This is a genomic window from Nannocystis sp., from assembly GCF_016714285.1.
In the GTDB taxonomy this organism is placed as follows: domain Bacteria; phylum Myxococcota_A; class Polyangia; order Nannocystales; family Nannocystaceae; genus Nannocystis.
In genome coordinates this window covers 743,542-759,847 of record NZ_JADJNN010000003.1, presented here as the reverse complement: position 1 = coordinate 759,847, position 16,306 = coordinate 743,542, and the positions used below count along the sequence as shown (strand labels likewise).

The following is a 16,306-nucleotide window of genomic DNA, read 5'->3' as shown; positions in this document are numbered from 1 at the left end:
CGCCGACGTGCCGTCAACCACCGACGGATCGACCGCAGCGGTCACGACCACCACCGATCCAGGCACCACGAGCGGCACCACAACACCGCCCGACACCGGCAACGAAACCTCCACCGACACCGGCACCACAACCGGGGACTCGGCCTGCGGCGAGCCCGATGCCCCTGCCGTGATGGCCCTGTGGGACATCCACGTGAACGACGGACCGCCGCCCGGGACCATCTCGGCCCCGTGCACGGTGACCGCGTCCGACGTGGCCGGCCCGCAGTGGACCCTTGGCCTCGACTGCACGATCGACGGCCAGACCGCGGCGGTCGATCTGCTGATCACGCGGGCACCAGAGTCGGGCCCGACCCTCGCCGTCGGCGACATGCGGGTCCTCGAGTACCGCGCGGAGCAGATCTTCTGGACCAACGAGTGGTTTTCGATCCACCCCGAGGGCAACCCCTTTCTCGTCGCGCTCGCCGGCATCAAGGCCGACCACGTCGCCCCGCCCGGCATGACCGCCAAGGACTTCTTCGGCGTCGCCATCGCCGTCGTCGACGGACTCTGCGCACCGATCGACCTCGGCCCCTGCGGGCCCACCATCCGCCTCGCCCTCGACATGACCTGGTCGGCCGGCAACAAGCTGCTCTTCGACGGCCAGTCCGGCGGGCTCGTCGACCTCGGCGGCACCGTGGGCGTCTGGGTCGCAAAGGCGACCCGCCCCAACGACCGGGCCGCCTGCGACGACATACCCCCCGCATGGTTCGAGGTCGTGATGGCCGGCAGCTTCGGCCCCTGACCCCGTGCTATCAACCTGCCATGGACGACACCGTGCAGGTGCAATGCCCCTACTGCTTCGAGCTCGTCGAGCTCTACATCGACCCGCAGCAGCGCGGCGAGATGGTCCAGGACTGCGACGTCTGCTGCCGTCCCTGGCGCGTGCTCGTCAGCCGCCGCCGCGACGGCTCGCCCGCCGTCGTCGTCGACCGCGCCCAGTGACTACTTCCCGAGCACCTCGCGCTCAGCCGCCGCCGCGACGGCTCGCCCGCCGTCGTCGTCGACCGCGCCCAGTGACTACTTCCCGAGCACCTCGCGCTCGAGCGCCGCCGCGGCCTTCGCCGTCGCCGCCCGCCCCGCGTTGAGCTGCTGCACCATCTGTTCGACCTCGCGGTCGAAGCGCTGACGCGCCTCCTTCTCCTCCGCCTCCTGGTTGAACTTCACGTAGTCCGCGATCTCCTGCAGCACCGTCGCGATCGGCACCCGCTTCGACAGCCGGTCGATGACCCGGCGCCGCTCCTCGAAGTTGGCCCGGAAGTACTCGTCCGGGTACTCGAAGTCCTGGATCGTCGCGCGGATGTTCCCGGCCACGCTCTCCACCGAGCGCCCGCTCAGGTCCGCGGCCACCAGCGCGTGCCCCACCTCGATCCAGCGCGCATCCTCGCCGACCGCCACGAAGCCCCGCTGCTCGCGGAGCAGCACGTCGCGCAGCAAATGCACATAGTCCTCCGCCGTCGTCGGCCCCTTCACCGTGAACGGGTTCTGGGCGATGCGCGAGCGGGTCGCCTCATCCATCTGCATGAAGTTCGCGTCGCAGATCATGAACCACTTGCCGTCCTTGGGGATCAGCGTCCCGTCGAAGATCCCGAACACCGCCCCCAGGTTGTTCTTCTCCTCCGAACGCAGGTCCCCGCTGCTGCGCGACGCGAAGGCCGTGTCGATGTCCGGCCAGTACACCCCGCACACCCCCTCGAATCCGTACACCTCCTCTTTAAAGATCTTGACCAGCGTCGACGCGCTCGCGTTCTGATACGAGCTCGCCCAGTCGGTCCGACGGATCACCTTGAAGCGGGCCGGGATGTCGCGCTGCCGACAATACTCGAGGAAGTAATTGCCGATCGCGTGCGCCGTGATCGTCTTGCCGCAGCCCGGCCGACCGAGCCCGAACAGCACCGGATTGAGCTGCTTCGGCCCCCGCCGCGCCGCCAGGTCGAAGGCCGCCACGTCGCGCGCCAGCTTCAGCCCCGCCTGCAGATACTCCTGATTCCCGACCACCTCGTGCAGCTGCATCGGCTTCAGGTCCGACACCGCCTCCGCCGTGCTGCGCGCCGTGAACCCCTCATATCGCAGCTCCCCCACCACCACCTTGCGCTGCGCCAGCGCCACCCCGAAGGGCCGCAGCCGGCCCATGTGCGTCAGCCGACGCACCGCCCCGTGCAGCTGCAACACGAACGCGTGCAGGCTCGTCACCACCCACAGCTCGCGCTCCCCGACCGTCGGCGCCGCCGCTTCAGCCTGCCGCTTTGCCTGCACCTCGAGGTACTTCCCGGCCATCCCGAGCAGCGACGAGATCGCCGCCCGCGGCGCGCGACACAGCAGATCCTCCAGCCCCTCCGCCTCGAGGTCGGTCGTCGACTCCGGCGTCGGCGCCAGCTCGGCCAGCGTCGGCGCCAGCGCGTCGCCCAGCACCGTCAAGGTGAACGCGCCGATGAACAGCCGCTGATCCGGCGTCGGCTCCGGGATCGCCAGCGAGCCGGTGCGCGCGATGTCCTCGAGCAGCGCCGCGTGCATCGCCTCGCCCGCGTGCAGCGCCAGATCCCCCGCGGCGATCACCGCGTCCAGCGAGCGCAGCGTCAACACCGTGTGCCCGAACGGCGCCCGCACCAGCCGATGCAGCGCCGTCGCCAACCCCGACTCCTTCACCAGCTCCCGCACCCCCGCGCGGTCAAATCCCCCGACGGGCGGCGTGACGATGATCGCGGGCGGTGCAGAGCTGGGCGTCGACATGCCGGCCGAGCCTATCGCAGCCGGCCCGCCGCGGGCCAGCGAGCCCGCGCGCGACCGTGCCCTTCAGGCTCACGCACAGCCTGCCCCCTCGCCGTCACCTCGCCATCAGCTCGCCGGCCTCGCCCGCACCTCGCGATGAGCTCGCCGGCACCCGCTCCCTCAACTCCCCGGTACCTCGCCATCAGCTCGCCGGCAGCTCGATGCGCCAGCGGGCCCGGGCCCGGGCCACCAGCTCGCCGGTCGCGTTGAACAGCTCACCCTCGACCCACAGGTCGTGCGAGCCCGGCGTCTCCGGCAGCGCCGCGCGGGCCTCCGCCGTGATCGTGCCGCGAGCCTTCTTCAGGTAGGTCATGCCGAGCTCGAGCACGATGCCGCGGCCACCCGGGGGCACCGCGCTCATCACCGCCAGCCCCGTGCAGGCCTCGCCGAGGTTCATCAGCGCCACCGCGTGCAGGCTCTTGAGGTGGTTGCGCACGCCCCAGCGGTCCCGCATCTGCACGCGCGCGTAGCCCGGCGCGATGTCGACGATCCGCGGCGAGATCGTCCCCGTGTACGGCGCCATCAGGCCGACCGCACGCGACACCAGCTGCTTGCCGAAGGGCCTGTCGACGAGGTTCTTCCAGGTGTTGAGGATCGATGTCGGGTCGATGCGAAAAGCACTGGGAAGCTTCATGGTGAGCCCTCGGCGCCCGCGATACTGAACCACCCTCCCGCGCCACACAAGACCCGCGAGTCTCGCCAACGAAGCCAGCGGCGGCGCGACCAAGCGATGGGCCGCGTCGACTTTCGCCACGCGCTGCTACGTCGCGGGGGCCGCAGGGGCCACGGGGGCCGCGGGGGCCGCGGGGGCCTCGGGCTCCGCCGCGTCGCCCGCTGGCGCATCATCGTCTTCCGGCGTCGCCCCGGCCCCGCCCTCGAGGCAGAACTCCATCGCCCCGCCCTGGATCTGCCCGCACTTGCCGTTGTCCGCGAGCTCCATGCACAGCCGACACACGCGGTACATCTTCACATCACACGAGCGAGGGTCCGCGCCCACCGAGCGCAGCGCCTCCCGCCCGGTCGCCGCGACGCTCCCGTCCCGCAGCTGCTCACGCACCTTCGTGTCGTCCGCGAACGGCGTCTGCCACTCGCTCTGCTCGAGCCCGCAGACGTTGTCGATCGCCGTCTGGTCCTTCGCCGAGTGATGGTGCTCCGGATGGGCCGGGTTCTTCCCGGCACAGGCGAACAGCACGAGAGAAACACAAAGAGCCCAGGACCACGGCGAGGTTCGCATCCGCGAGACGCTACGCCCGAAGCTCCGGGCACCCAAGTTTCTCGTGGAATCGCTCCCGCCAGCCCCCAATGATCCACCCCCCACGCTCCGCCGTACTGCGCGGCATGTCGATGCGAATCGTTGTGGTGAGTGTCCTTGCCTTGGCCCTGTCGGGCTGTACCCCCACCGCTGATGACGGCGGCGGCGTTGAAGTCCGGGCCGCGGCCGAGAACCTCGATCGCCCGATCGACGCCGCCCCGACCCCGGACGGCACGGTCATCTTCTTCCTGCAGGACGTCGCTACCGGCCAGGGCCTGTTCGCGATCGACGGCGGAGGCGAAGGCGACGCCGCCCCGCGCCAGGTCGCCGACGGCCTGGCCGACGCCACCAGCCTGGCGATCTCCAGCGACGCCAACACGGTCGTGGTCGCCGACGCCACCGGCCTCACCCGCATCACCGCCGACGACGGCAGCATGGCCGCGATCGCGGAGGCCGCGACCTACCAGCCGCGCGGCCTCGACCTCATCCCCGGCGCCGCCGGCGATATCGTCGTGTTCACCGGCGTCGACCCCACCGACAACACCCCCGGCGTGTTCGAGGTCCCGCTCGCGGGCGGCACCATCGAGCGCATCGCCACCGGCTTCGACCCCGCCGCCGAACTCGACGGCGTGACCGTCATGGCCGACGGCACCGCCTGGGTCACCGACCAGCGCGGCATGGTCTATCAAGTCGAGACTGGCTCCGCCCCCGAGACCATCGTCACTGGCACGATCGTCGGCGACCCCGCCGGCATCGCCCTCACCCTCGACGAGACCACCGTCCTCGTCTCCTCCGTCTCCGCCGCCGGCACCAGCCAGGTCCTCCTCATCGACGTGGCCGCTGGCACGACCTCGGTCTTCGACGACGTCATCCGCGCCAACAGCGGCAGCGGCGGCGTCCACCGGGCCCGCGACCTCGCCACCTTCGCGTGGTGTGGCATCGGCGCGGGCGGCACGGTCTACCGCATCGAATTCTAGAGACCTCACGGCCCCGCGACGATCCGCCGGACCAGCGCCACGTGCTCGTCCGGCGGCGTCGGATGCTTGTCCATATATAGGTTCACCAGGTGGTGGGCATGCGGCCGCCTCCCAGCGGCCACCGGAAAGCGCTCGAGCAGCACCTTGAGCACGACTTTGCCCGTGACCCAGCACGGCAGCTCATTCGGCGGCGCCGCACCCAGCCACTCGAGACGCTCCCTGTAACAATCCCCGAGCGCCCGGGGCGCGCCCCGTGCCTTCCCCCATTCGCTCAACTCCGTCTCCGGCTGAGTCGGCATCGCCTTCGGATGCTCGATGTGAGACCGCCCATCGCGCGGCAGCCGCTGGTACTCCGAGCGCAGCGTATAGTTCCACGCCGCGAGCGGCAAGCATTCCCGATATGCACCGTCGATCTGCGCCTGGACCGCATCCGCCGTGTCCCACGGCGCCAGTGCAGTCCTGTTTATCACAGTGCTCGCCCGGAACCAGCCCTCCGCGACCAGCAGATAATTCTCGAGCGTGTACCAGCGCGTACACAGCACGCCGTCCGCCGGGATCGCCTCCGCTTGCGCGCTCACGGCCGCGTCGTCCGAGAAGTCCCGGTCACGGATCCCGTACACCTCGCGCGTCGGCGGCAGCTGCTCGCGCAGGTATCGCACCGCCTGCACGACCTTCTCATGCCCATTCTGCGGGCGGAAGGTCAACTCGCGCGCCAGATCGCCGAACCATCGCCCATAAAACCACGGATCCTCGTAGTCCGTCTCCCCCTCGACGATGACCAGCTTCCCGCGTCCCGCGCGGCACGCCGCCAGCAGCGCCTCCCCCTCCGGGTAACGGCTCACTCCGCACCTCCGGCCTGGGCCCGCTCCTCCAGCACCATCTCATCGAGGTTCACAAGCTCCTCGGGCGCGACAGCGGCGACGATATCCATCGAGTGCGTCGTCAAGATGATCTGCAGATCGTGTCGCCTCGCAAGCTCGCGCAGGCGATGCAGCACGACCCGCTGCAGCGCCGGGTGCAAGCTGATCTCGACCTCGTCGATCATCAACACGCCACCTGGGCGCAGCTGACGAATGATCTCCCCGAAGAGCGTCAATACCTGCTGCTCGCCGGAAGGTAGCTGGTGCAGTTCGACACCTCGTCCCGATTCCTCAATGCGCACACGCCCGTTACGAATGACGACCTTTCGACCACGCCCAAGGATCGCTTCGACCTCCGCCACGAACGGCGTCAGGTTCGGTCTCCCCTCGCGCTTCTGCTCGAGATCAAGATAGTTCTGCCACACCCATAACTGCGACAGGCTGCCGTCCCATTCATCCCGCCCCTCGAATCGAAACAACCATTCTTTGCCAGACGGAGGCTCCTTGATCGCTCCCTTCTGCTCGTGCTCCACCCAACGTCGGTGTGGAAAGTGAATCAACCCGCCGGCCAACGGTGCCCCGCCCTCGACCATCTGACGCACCCACCGCTGAAGGGTCTCCTGCTGGTCCGTGTGAGTGACCAGCGCATTCGCGTCCTGTTGATAGAGCGCTGCGATCTGCTCAATGCTACGATCTTCCCTATCAGCCGAGGGCACCTTGTGACCGAGCGCGATTCGTAGCGGATTCGGAACGACCTCCGGAAACTCCATCAGGATGTCCGCATATCCTTGGCGCCGCAATGCCTCCCGGGGATCACGTGCATTCAAACGCGCAAAATCTCCAACCGCAAAGCTCAGCAGCCCCTCGATCACATCCAGCACCGTCGTCTTCCCGCACCCGTTCGACCCCACAAGCACCGACAACGGCCGCACCTGCTGCGTCAGCGGATCGACGAACGACACTGCCCGCGCGTTCGCCCCGAAGTTGCGGAAATTGCGGATGCGGACCTCGCGGATCTTCATTCAACTCGCTCCTCGCTGCCCCGCGACCCTATCACACCCTCGCCTCACCCCGCCCCCGGCACCCAGCGCTCGCAGCTCACCAGCTCCACATACCCCTCCCAGTCCGCCCCGCCCCGCGCCGCCAGCAGCTGCGCCCGCGTCCGCGTCTCGAGCGCCCGCACCAGCCGCTCGAGCAGCGCCCCGCGGGCCAGCAGCGTCGCCTGCTCCGCCTCCGCCGCCTCGACCTCGGCCCGCGCCGCCTGATACTCCGCATACGCCGCATTGCTCGCGAGCTCCGCCGCGATGCCAGCCCGCTCGCTCGCCAGCATCGCCGCGAACTCCGGGTGCCACGGGTCGTCGAGCACCGGCCAGCGCGCGAGCAGCTGCGCCGCCGTGCGTCGGTACGCCGCGTCCTCGGCCGCGCTCGCCTGGTCGATGCGACCTGTCACTTCGGACATGTCCTCCGCGACCGCCTGCAGCCCCGCGACCGCCTCCTCCTCCCGCCCCGTCAGCCCGAGCTGCTCCGCCAGCGCCGCGATCACGACCTCCTCCTCGCGCAGCACCGCCGTCGCCGCCGCGCTCGCGACCGGCCGCCCGCCCACCTCAGGCGTCGCCCGCAGCCACCGCTCCGAGGTCGAGGTCGGCACATCGATCCCCCGCGAGGCGATCCGCGCCCGCGTATGCGCCTCGAGCAGCGACACCCGCCCATCACCATCCAGATCGATCGCCACGACCTTGCCAGCCCGGTCGCGCCCCTGCAGCGCCTGCAGGAAGTGCAGCCCGTAGCCCTCCTGCGCCGCCCGGTCCGGGTTCGGGTCGCAGCCCGACGCCTCGCGCTCCACCGTCGCCGCGAACAGCCCGCAGCGCCCCGGCGCCAGGCGTCGCTGCTGCGCGTCCGCCTCGACGAAGGCCAGCTCCGCAAAGCCGCCCGAGAAGCAGCTCGTGAGCACGATCCGCACCGGCCGCGGCTGCGCATCGAGCCGCTTCGCCAGCTCGCTCGCCGCCAGCACCTCCTGCCCCCACAGCTCGATCGTCGCATCGCCCGGCAGCTCGCCGCGCTGCCCGTGCCCCGCCAGATACACCAACAGCGGCTCCCCGGGCTCCCCCGTCGCCGCCTCGATCGCCGCCCGCAGATTCACCACCGTCGCCGCCGCATCGACCGCAAGCACCGTCGGCCGGTAGCTCGCCCCCCGACCACCGCGCGGCTCGAACAGGTCGGCGAGTTTCGCCATCAGCGCGTCCCCAGGCGCCTCCGCCTGGACCTGCACGCCATGGCTCCCGCGCCCGCCCGCGAACAGCAGCAACCCGCCCGCGCCGAGGCTCTCGCGCGCGAGCCCGAGGTCCTGCTCGATCGACACCTGATTGAACTCCGGCGTGCTACCCCCACCCGCCGCGATCCACCGCACACGCGTCGGCCACGGCCCCGTCGGTCCAGCCTCCACCTGCGTCCCGCGCCAGCGCGGCCTCACCTTCTTCTTCGCCCCCGAGATCTCCGCCCGCCGCGCGACCTTAACATCGTTCGCGGCGCCCACCACACGCTCAGGCGCACGCTCGCGATCCGGCGCCCCGCACGAGCCGAGCGCCCACACCACGAGGCCGCTCGTCCACGCCCGCACCGCGGCGAGGATACACGACCCGCCCGCCCGCGAGTGAAGCGCTTTCACAACCCCCGTCCGTGCCCCGCGATCGGGCCGCGGGCCGGCCCTCCCGCACCGGACCGCACCCGGGCCGAAGCTGACCCAAGAGACATCCCGCCCCCCGCGGTTGACATCCGGCGCCCGCTCATGGTGCCCTGTGTCACCGCGTAGAGCAGGTCCATTCATGCAGCAGCAGCAGCCCGGTTCGAACTTCAACCCGTACGCCCCTCCCACCGCCGACATCGACCAGGGCCTGCAGCAGCAGCAAGGCGAGTACGTCCTCGCCGAGCGCGGCACCCGTCTCGGCGCCGTGCTGATCGACGCGCTCCTCGCCGTCGCCGCCGCCGCCCCGGCCGGCCTCATCCTCGGCTTCATGGTCTACAACAGCCGCGGCAGCATGAGCTTCGGCGACGCCGAGCTCATGGTCTACGGCCTCATCGGCGTCATGGCGCTGATGGTCCTCGCCTTCATGATCTACCAGTGGGTCCTGATCGCGACCACCGGCCAGAGCATCGCCAAGCGCTGGCTCGGCATCAAGATCGTCCGCCTCGACGGCTCCCCGGTGGGCTTCGTCAACGGCGTCATCCTGCGCAGCTGGGTCGTCGGCGCCATGTCCAACATCCCGGTCCTCGGCATGATCGTCGGCATCGTCAACCCGCTGATGATCTTCGGCGAGGAGCGCCGCTGCCTGCATGACCACATCGCCGGCACCCGCGTGATCGTGGCGCCCAGGGCATGAACCACGCCCGCGCGCAGGCGAGCCCTCCCGGCGCCCGTACGCCGCCCCTCGACACCGTCGCCGAGATCGAGACGCCGGAGCACATCCGCTTCCGCTACCAGCTCGCGGGCCCCGGCCGCCGCATGATGGCCTACCTCATCGACCTGGCCATCCGCGGCATCATCGTCGTCATCCTCGGCCTCATCCTCCAGCTCTCCTCCTACGGCTTCGGCTTCGGCGGCGAGGGCTTCTCCACCGGCGCCTTCCTGCTCGTCGCCTTCGCCGTCGAGTGGGGCTACTACGTGCTCTGGGAGAGCCTCTGGTCGGGCCGCACCCCCGGCAAGCGATCGATGCACCTGCGCGTCCTCAAGGAAGGCGGGTACCCCACCGGCTTCCTCGACATCGCCCTGCGCAACCTCCTCCGCGCCGCCGACTTCCTGCCCATGGCCTACAGCGTCGGCCTCCTCGTCATGGGCCTCGACCCCCGCTTCCGCCGCCTCGGCGACATGGTCGCCGGCACCGTCGTGGTCGTCGAGGACCCCGGCCGCATCGGCCACGGCCTCGTGGTCCAACCACCTCCCTCCGCCGCCGAGCTCGCCTCCCTGCCCGCTCGCCCCGACCTCAGCTCCGCCGACCTCGAGGCCCTCGACCTGTTCCTCCGCCGCGTCGGCACCCTGAACCCCGCCCGCGAGCAGGAGCTCGCCGATATCATCGCCCCGGTCTACGCCAAACGCCTCGGCCTGCAATACACCCACTCCGCCCGCTTCCTCGCCCTCCTCTACCTGCGCGCCATCGGCCGCACCGCGTGACCCCATGCGCTTGTGGACACAGGACGAGTTCGTCAGTCGCCGCCAGGGCGAATGGACCGCGCTCAGCGATATCCTCACCTCCGGCAAACCACTCCACAAGCTCCCCGCCGCCGACATCTCCCGCTTCTCCGCCCTCTACCGGGGCGCCTGCGCCGACCTCGTCCACGCCCGCGACGTCGGCTTCACCCCCGACCTCGTCAGCTACCTCGACGGCCTCGCCGGCCGCGCCCACAACATCCTCTACGCCGCACCCCCCTACCGCATCGCCGCCGCCTGGGACCTCGTCGCCCGCGAGTTCCCCCGCGCCCTCCGTCGCAACGGCCGCTTCTTCGCCCTCGGCATGACCCTGTTCTTCGCGCCCATGGTCCTCTGCCTGGTCGCCACCCTGTTCTTCCCCGAATTCGCCTACCAGGTCCTCAGCCGCGAGCAGCTGCAGGGCATGGCCGATATGTACAGCGAGGCCCACACCGGCCGCGACGAATCCACCGACGCCGGCATGGCCGGCTTCTACGTGCATAACAACGTCGGCATCGCCTTCCGCTGCTTCGCCACCGGCATCCTCCTCGGCTTCGGCAGCCTGTTCTTTCTCATCTACAACGGCGTGGTCATGGGCACCGTGCTCGGCCACGTGATCGCCGCCGGTCACGGCAAAAACATCCTCACCTTCGTCTGCACCCACGGCACCTTCGAGCTCACCGCCATCGCCATCGCCGGCGGCGCCGGCCTGCAGATGGGCTACGCCCTCGTCGACACCGGCGGCCGCACCCGCCTCGGCTCTCTCCGCGCCGCCGGCCGCGACCTCGCAATCATCATCCTCGGCGCCGCGATCATGCTGTTCATCGCCGCCGGCCTCGAGGCCTTCTGGTCGCCCTCCGCCGCCCCGCCGCCCGCCAAGTGGGCCCTCGCCGGCGTGTTCACGATCCTCCTCACCCTCTATTTCGCGCTCGCCGGTCGCAGCACCACCACCGCCCGCCCGGGCCTCCGCGCCGGCAGCCAGGGCATCGTCGCAACGCCCACGCCCGGAGGTCGCCCGTGAACCTCGAAGGCGCCCGCGTGGTCCTCCGCCCGCGCACACCCTCGGAGATCTTCGACCTCGCGTTCCGCTTCTGCGCCGCCGTGGCCCTGCCGCTCTACCTCCGCCTCGCCGCCCTCGTCCTCGTCCCCTGCCTCGCCCTCTGCGGCTACGTCCACGCGATCACCGACGGCGAATGGCCGACCGTCTGGTGCTGCGCCATCGGCCTCGCCGCCTTCGCCCAGAGCGTCTTCACCGTCGCCGCCTCTCGCCTCCTCTTCGCCGCCAGGCCCGGCGTCCTCTCGATCATCGGCCACAGCCTCCGCCGCCTCCCCGCCCTGTTGGGCGCCCTGCTCATCCACAGCATCCTCCTCAGCATCGGCGGCCTGATCCTCATCGGCGCGTTCTTCGTCTGGGTCTGGCACACCTTCGTGTACGAGGCCGTCCTGCTCGAGCAACAGGGCCCCATCGCCGCCCTGCGCCGCGCCAGCGCCCTCGTCAAGCACAAGTTCGGCGCCGCCCTCGTCACCTGCACCGCCAGCACCGTCGTCGTCGCCATGGGCATCGTCTCCGGCGAGCTCCTCCTCGGCGGCCTCGTCGAGGGCGTCCTCCAGCTCGGCAAACCCTTCGGCGACCTCTGGGAGTACGGCGGCTCCGCCTACGCCCTCGTCGGCTTCTTCGCCGCCCTCCCGCTCGTCGCCACCGCCCGCTTCCTCGCCTACATCGACGGCCGCACCCGCCAGGACGGCTGGGACATCCAGCTAAGATTCATGGCCATCGCCGCCGCCAGCGAGGAGACCACGCCATGATCTCCTTCACCCTGCTCGTCGCCCTCGCCGCCGCGAGCCCGCCACCGGCCCTGGATGACGCCAACAACCAGGCCCGCGAGATCCTCGCCCGCGACAAGTACGGCTATTGCCACGACCCCAACTATCCCCTCACCGAGGTCGAGGCCGGCTGGTGCCCGCCCGTCGGCCCCGAACACAACGCCCGCTGCCAGACCTTCCCCAGCGCCTGCAAGGCCCCCCGCTCGCAGCTCCTGAACCCCGGCCGCCTCGACTTCTCCCGCGGTGACGGCGGCGACGGCAAGACCGGCGACGGCGACCGCGACCCCGACAAGTCCACCCCGACCGGCGACGGCAAATCCGACGGTGGCAACAGCGGCAAGCGCAAGGTCCCGAAGCGCCTGGTCGAGCCCGAGCCCGACCCCTTCGAGCTGCCCCCGCTCGGCGGCCTCGGCTACGCGATCTTCTGGGTCATCCTCGGCGCCGGCCTGCTGCTCATCATCTATCTCATCGCCCGCAACAGCACCCGCAACAAGCCCGACGAGGCCGAGCCCGTGCCCCCGCCGCAGGACGAGCTCGGCCCGGCCCCCGCCCGCGACGACCACAGCGAGCAGCTCGCCCGCGACGTCAACACATTGCTCGACCAGGCCCGCGCAGCCGCCAGCGCCGGCGACTACGCCCGCGCGATCCACCGCGCCCACGCGGCGCTCCTGCACCGCCTCGACCACGACGGCCTCATCCGCGTCGCCCCCTTCCGCACCAACGGCGACTACGTCCGCGATCTCCAGTCGGAGGCCGAGCTCCGCCGCGAGGTCCGCGACATCGTCCGCGACGTCGAGCAGGCCCAGTTCGGCACCACCCGCCCCGACGCCAGCCTCTACGAGCGCGTCCTCCAGCGCGTCGTCCCGATCGCCACCCGCCGCAGCGCCGCCCTCCTCGCCCTCCTCGCCGTCAATCTGCTGTCCTGCGACACCCGCAATTACCCCTTCGACCACTCCCCCTCCGGCGCCGACGCGGTCATCGAGCTCGCGGCCAAATACGACATCACCATCAAGTTTCGCACCACCGCCCTCGCCGATCTGAACCCCAACGAAGCCCTGGGCGACGACAACCAGGGCCGCACCCTCGTCCTCCTCCACGACTCCCCCTTCCCCACCAACGAGGAGTGGGCCCACCTGCTCGAGTGGGCCGACAACGGCCACCACCTCGTCATCGCCGGCCGCCCCGCCCCCTCCGATCTCGGCATGTCCTACGAGTCAGGTGCTCCGGGACATGACCTCAAGGTCAGCGCCGCCTTCAGCGATCGCCTCACCGAGCTCGACCTCATCACCGCCGACGACAGCTACCTGGTCCCGACCCGCAGCGACGGCACCACCCTCCTCGAGTTCGCCCCCGGCTTCCCCTACGCGATCCAGCACGAGCGCGGCTATCGCGGCGGCGACGTCACGGTGTTCGCCGACGACCGCCTGTTCACCGCCGGCGCCCTCATGCTGCGCGACAACCCCGAGTTCCTCATCCGCTTCCTCCGCGACCTCGGCCCCCGCGAGGTCGAGTTCGCCGACGGCCTCCTCGACCTCGGCGCCGACACCCCCGCCGAGGCGATCGCCAACACCCACCTCACCCCCGTCATCCTCCAGCTGCTCGCCCTGCTCGCCGTCTTCTACTTCTGCCGCGGCATCCGCTTCGGCCGCCCACACGACCCGCCCACCCGCTCGCGCCGCCAGTTCGCCGAGCACGTCGAGGCCCTCGGCCACCAGTACGCCCGCGCCCGCGCCAGCCGCCACGCCGTCCGCCTCTACGCCGTCTGGGCCCTCGAGCGCCTCCGCGAAAAGACCCTGATGTCGCGCACGCCCGGCATCTACCCGCTCGCCCAGGCGATCGCCGGCCGCACCGGCGACGACGAGAACCGCGTCATGGAGACCCTCGTCGAGGCCAGCTCCCTGCGCGACGCCACCTCCATCTCCGCCACCACCGCCACCGCCGACGACCTCCGCCTCATGCAAGACCTCGCCCGCCTCGTTCGCCTCGTGGGAGGACCCCGATGACACCCCAACAATTCGCCGAGATCTGCAGCAACATCCGCACCCAGGTCGGCCGCGTCCTGCTCGGCCAGGACGAGATCATCGACAACGTGCTCGTCGGCGTGCTCGCCCGCGGCCACGTGCTCATCGAGGGCGTCCCCGGCCTCGGCAAGACCCTCATGGTCCGCGCCCTCGCCCGCGTCCTCGGCTGCGTCGCCAAGCGCATCCAGTTCACCCCGGACCTGATGCCCAGCGACGTCACCGGCGGCAACATTTTCAATCAGCAAAAACAACAGTTCGAGTTCATGCCCGGCCCGGTCTTCACCCAGCTGCTGCTGGCCGACGAGATCAACCGCGCCCCGGCCAAGACCCAGGCCGCCCTGCTCGAGGCCATGGCTGACCGCAGCGTCTCCAGCGACGGCGTGACCCGCCCGCTGCCCCAGCCCTTCTTCGTCATGGCGACCCAGAACCCGGTCGAGTCCCAGGGCACGTACCCGCTGCCCGAGGCCCAGCTCGACCGCTTCCTGATGAAGCTCGACGTCACCCACCCCAGCCGCGAGGTCGAGAAGCGCCTGCTCGCCAATGTGGTCAAGGGCTTCGACGCCGCCGCCCTCGAGAACGTCGGCCTCGAGCAGGTCATCACCGGCGAGAACCTCGTGTTCATGCAGACCTACCTGAACCAGATCCGCGTCACCGACGACCTCCTCGATTACATCACCGATATCGTCGCCCGCACCCGCAGCCACCGCTCGGTGTTCCTCGGCGCCTCCCCCCGCGGCTCGATCGCCCTGCTCGCCACCAGCCGCGCCCGCGCCGCGATGGAAGGCCGAGACTTCGTCATCCCCGACGACATCAAGACCCTCGCCCCCGCCGTCCTCCGCCACCGACTGATCCTCCACCCCGACGCCGAATTCGAGGGCGCCTCCGCCGACGACTGCATCAAGACCGTCCTCAACGAGGCCCGCGTCCCCAAGACCGCCGCATAATCCTCGTACCTGTCCCAAAGACCACGCCCCGTGATCCCCTCGCGCATCTTCGTGCTGCTGATGCTGGTCCCCCTGGGCCTGGCCATGGCCGCGCTCGCCGACCGCAGCCTGCTGTGGCCGATGCTCGCCGCCGACGCCTTCATCGCCCTGCTGGTCCTCGCCGACGCCCTCCTCGCCCGCCGCCCGCTCGTCGAGGTCCGCCGCAGCAGCCGCGAGGTGTTCTCGATCGGCCGCAGCAATCAGGTCACCCTCGAGCTGCGCTCCCGCACCCGCCGCCGCCTCCAGGTCCAGGTCACCGACGACCTGTTCGAACACGCCAGCGCCCCCGAGCTCCCCCTCGCCCTCGAGCTGCGCCCCGGCGCCCGCGCCGAGGTCAGCTACCGCGTCGTCCCCCGCCGCCGCGGCACCTACGCCCTCGGCGACCACACGATCCGCTACCGCTCCCCCCTCGGCCTGTGGACCCGACAGATCACCCAGGCCGCCAATCAACCCGTGCGCATCTTCCCCGACGTCCAGGCCGTCCGCGACTATGAGTTGCTCGCCCGCCAGTCCCGCGACGCCGCCGCCCGGGCCACTCGTCGCCGCGGCGGCGCCAGCGAGTTCGAGGCCCTGCGCGAGTACCAGCGCGACGACGAGTACCGAAAGATCGACTGGAAGGCCACCGCCCGCCGCCACAAGCTCATCGCCCGCACCTACCAATTGGAGCGCGACCAGAGCGTCGTCTTCATGCTCGACGCCGGCCGCCTCATGACCGCCGAGAGCGACAGCCTCTCCCTCTTCGACCACGCCCTCAACGCGACCCTCATGCTCACCTACGTCGCCAGCCGCGGCGGCGACCAGGTCGGCCTCATGACATTCGCCGACCGCGTGCTCACCTACCTCCCGCCCGGCCCCGGCAAGAGCGCGTCCCAGCGCCTCATCCGCTCCCTCTTCGCCGTCCACCCCGAGCTCGTCGAGACCGACTACGAGGGTGCCTTCACCGCGATCGGCCCGCGCCTGCGCAAGCGCAGCCTCGTCGTCCTCTTCACCCAGATCCTCGATCACAACGCCGCTCAGCAGCTGCTCCGCCTCACCCGCGGCCTGCTCCCCCGCCACCTCCCGCTCATCGTCCTCCTCCGCGACCCGTCGCTCGAGGCCCTGGTCCAGATCTCCCCCAACCAGTTCGCCCTCACCGACCACCGCCCCTACATCACCGCCGCCGCCGCCGAGATGCTCAGCTGGCGCGACCGCCTCATCCGCGACCTCAAACGCGCCGGCGCCCTCGTGCTCGACATCCTCCCCCGCGAGCTCTCCCCCGGCCTCATCAACCGCTACCTCGAGGTCAAGGCCCGCCAGATGCTGTGACCGGCCACGCAGCAACGCGGCACAGCGCGACATCGCGGGCCCCGACGCGCTGACCCGCTCGTTGCCACGACGCGCCGCCCCGTGGCAGCCTCGCCC

Annotated in this window: 16 protein-coding genes; 10 read left to right on the top strand and 6 right to left on the bottom strand. The window is 70.6% G+C overall.

Going from position 1 to position 16,306, the window contains the following annotated elements; genetic code table 11:
- The first annotated feature begins 7 nt into the window (after positions 1 to 7).
- Positions 8 to 784, top strand: coding sequence for a hypothetical protein (locus tag IPJ59_RS10770; RefSeq protein ID WP_293271282.1), 777 nt, complete (start codon positions 8 to 10; stop codon positions 782 to 784).
- 20 nt (positions 785 to 804) lie between these two features.
- Complete coding sequence (locus IPJ59_RS10765) at positions 805 to 984, top strand: zinc ribbon domain-containing protein (protein WP_293260063.1); 180 nt, start codon at positions 805 to 807, stop codon at positions 982 to 984.
- A gap of 75 nt (positions 985 to 1,059) precedes the next feature.
- On the opposite strand, the gene IPJ59_RS10760 is transcribed toward IPJ59_RS10765, so the two are convergent.
- The 3 genes from IPJ59_RS10760 to IPJ59_RS10750 all read right to left on the bottom strand — a co-directional run bounded on the left by IPJ59_RS10760 (position 1,060) and on the right by IPJ59_RS10750 (position 4,000).
- On the bottom strand, positions 1,060 to 2,769 hold the full coding sequence (locus tag IPJ59_RS10760) for an AAA family ATPase (RefSeq protein WP_293271280.1): 1,710 nt from the start codon (positions 2,767 to 2,769) through the stop codon (positions 1,060 to 1,062).
- Between the two features lie 181 nt (positions 2,770 to 2,950).
- Positions 2,951 to 3,442 (bottom strand): hotdog fold domain-containing protein, encoded by a 492-nt coding sequence (locus tag IPJ59_RS10755; RefSeq protein ID WP_293271278.1) that lies wholly within the window; start codon positions 3,440 to 3,442, stop codon positions 2,951 to 2,953.
- A gap of 126 nt (positions 3,443 to 3,568) precedes the next feature.
- On the bottom strand, positions 3,569 to 4,000 hold the full coding sequence (locus IPJ59_RS10750; protein ID WP_293271276.1) for a hypothetical protein: 432 nt from the start codon (positions 3,998 to 4,000) through the stop codon (positions 3,569 to 3,571).
- A gap of 167 nt (positions 4,001 to 4,167) precedes the next feature.
- Between IPJ59_RS10750 and IPJ59_RS10745 the strand changes: the two genes are divergently transcribed.
- The gene (locus IPJ59_RS10745) at positions 4,168 to 5,037 is read left to right on the top strand and encodes an SMP-30/gluconolactonase/LRE family protein (protein ID WP_293271274.1); all 870 of its coding nucleotides are present in this window, start codon (positions 4,168 to 4,170) and stop codon (positions 5,035 to 5,037) included.
- 5 nt (positions 5,038 to 5,042) lie between these two features.
- Here IPJ59_RS10745 and IPJ59_RS10740 read toward each other — a convergent pair whose 3' ends face one another.
- The 3 genes from IPJ59_RS10740 to IPJ59_RS10730 are packed head-to-tail and all read right to left on the bottom strand — an operon-like array spanning position 5,043 to position 8,514.
- A complete protein-coding gene (locus IPJ59_RS10740) occupies positions 5,043 to 5,879 on the bottom strand; it encodes a DUF4435 domain-containing protein (protein ID WP_293271272.1) in 837 nt (278 codons plus the stop codon).
- Positions 5,876 to 6,919, bottom strand: a complete 1,044-nt coding sequence (locus IPJ59_RS10735; RefSeq protein ID WP_293260078.1) for an AAA family ATPase — start codon at positions 6,917 to 6,919, stop codon at positions 5,876 to 5,878. Before IPJ59_RS10735 ends, IPJ59_RS10740 begins: the two co-directional genes overlap by 4 nt.
- A gap of 44 nt (positions 6,920 to 6,963) precedes the next feature.
- Entirely contained in the window at positions 6,964 to 8,514 is a 1,551-nt protein-coding gene (locus tag IPJ59_RS10730) for a hypothetical protein (RefSeq protein ID WP_293271270.1), read from the bottom strand.
- A 205-nt stretch (positions 8,515 to 8,719) separates the two neighbouring features.
- Between IPJ59_RS10730 and IPJ59_RS10725 the strand changes: the two genes are divergently transcribed.
- Genes IPJ59_RS10725 through IPJ59_RS10695 form a run of 7 tightly spaced genes read left to right on the top strand, consistent with a single transcriptional unit; the run spans position 8,720 to position 16,210 of the window.
- Positions 8,720 to 9,274, top strand: a complete 555-nt coding sequence (locus IPJ59_RS10725) for an RDD family protein (protein ID WP_293271268.1) — start codon at positions 8,720 to 8,722, stop codon at positions 9,272 to 9,274.
- Positions 9,271 to 10,062 (top strand): RDD family protein, encoded by a 792-nt coding sequence (locus IPJ59_RS10720; RefSeq protein WP_293271266.1) that lies wholly within the window; start codon positions 9,271 to 9,273, stop codon positions 10,060 to 10,062. The genes IPJ59_RS10725 and IPJ59_RS10720 overlap by 4 nt, the downstream gene beginning before the upstream one ends.
- A gap of 4 nt (positions 10,063 to 10,066) precedes the next feature.
- On the top strand, positions 10,067 to 11,098 hold the full coding sequence (locus IPJ59_RS10715; protein WP_293271265.1) for a stage II sporulation protein M: 1,032 nt from the start codon (positions 10,067 to 10,069) through the stop codon (positions 11,096 to 11,098).
- Positions 11,095 to 11,883 (top strand): hypothetical protein, encoded by a 789-nt coding sequence (locus IPJ59_RS10710; RefSeq protein WP_293271264.1) that lies wholly within the window; start codon positions 11,095 to 11,097, stop codon positions 11,881 to 11,883. Before IPJ59_RS10715 ends, IPJ59_RS10710 begins: the two co-directional genes overlap by 4 nt.
- Positions 11,880 to 13,904 (top strand): DUF4350 domain-containing protein, encoded by a 2,025-nt coding sequence (locus IPJ59_RS10705; protein ID WP_293271262.1) that lies wholly within the window; start codon positions 11,880 to 11,882, stop codon positions 13,902 to 13,904. The genes IPJ59_RS10710 and IPJ59_RS10705 overlap by 4 nt, the downstream gene beginning before the upstream one ends.
- Positions 13,901 to 14,866: an AAA family ATPase gene (locus IPJ59_RS10700; RefSeq protein ID WP_293260099.1), complete on the top strand. Its 966-nt coding sequence runs from the start codon at positions 13,901 to 13,903 to the stop codon at positions 14,864 to 14,866. The genes IPJ59_RS10705 and IPJ59_RS10700 overlap by 4 nt, the downstream gene beginning before the upstream one ends.
- Before the next feature lie 30 nt (positions 14,867 to 14,896).
- On the top strand, positions 14,897 to 16,210 hold the full coding sequence (locus IPJ59_RS10695) for a DUF58 domain-containing protein (RefSeq protein WP_293271261.1): 1,314 nt from the start codon (positions 14,897 to 14,899) through the stop codon (positions 16,208 to 16,210).
- The last annotated feature ends 96 nt before the right edge of the window (positions 16,211 to 16,306 follow it).

Excerpts from the sequence above, each read along its gene's own strand:
- IPJ59_RS10765 (WP_293260063.1), top strand. The coding sequence starts at position 805 with ATGGACGACACCGTGCAGGTGCAATGCCCCTACTGCTTCGAGCTCGTC.
- IPJ59_RS10760 (WP_293271280.1), bottom strand. The coding sequence starts at position 2,769 with ATGTCGACGCCCAGCTCTGCACCGCCCGCGATCATCGTCACGCCGCCC.
- IPJ59_RS10755 (WP_293271278.1), bottom strand. The coding sequence starts at position 3,442 with ATGAAGCTTCCCAGTGCTTTTCGCATCGACCCGACATCGATCCTCAAC.
- IPJ59_RS10735 (WP_293260078.1), bottom strand. The coding sequence starts at position 6,919 with ATGAAGATCCGCGAGGTCCGCATCCGCAATTTCCGCAACTTCGGGGCG.
- IPJ59_RS10725 (WP_293271268.1), top strand. The coding sequence starts at position 8,720 with ATGCAGCAGCAGCAGCCCGGTTCGAACTTCAACCCGTACGCCCCTCCC.
- IPJ59_RS10720 (WP_293271266.1), top strand. The coding sequence starts at position 9,271 with ATGAACCACGCCCGCGCGCAGGCGAGCCCTCCCGGCGCCCGTACGCCG.
- IPJ59_RS10715 (WP_293271265.1), top strand. The coding sequence starts at position 10,067 with ATGCGCTTGTGGACACAGGACGAGTTCGTCAGTCGCCGCCAGGGCGAA.
- IPJ59_RS10705 (WP_293271262.1), top strand. The coding sequence starts at position 11,880 with ATGATCTCCTTCACCCTGCTCGTCGCCCTCGCCGCCGCGAGCCCGCCA.
- IPJ59_RS10700 (WP_293260099.1), top strand. The coding sequence starts at position 13,901 with ATGACACCCCAACAATTCGCCGAGATCTGCAGCAACATCCGCACCCAG.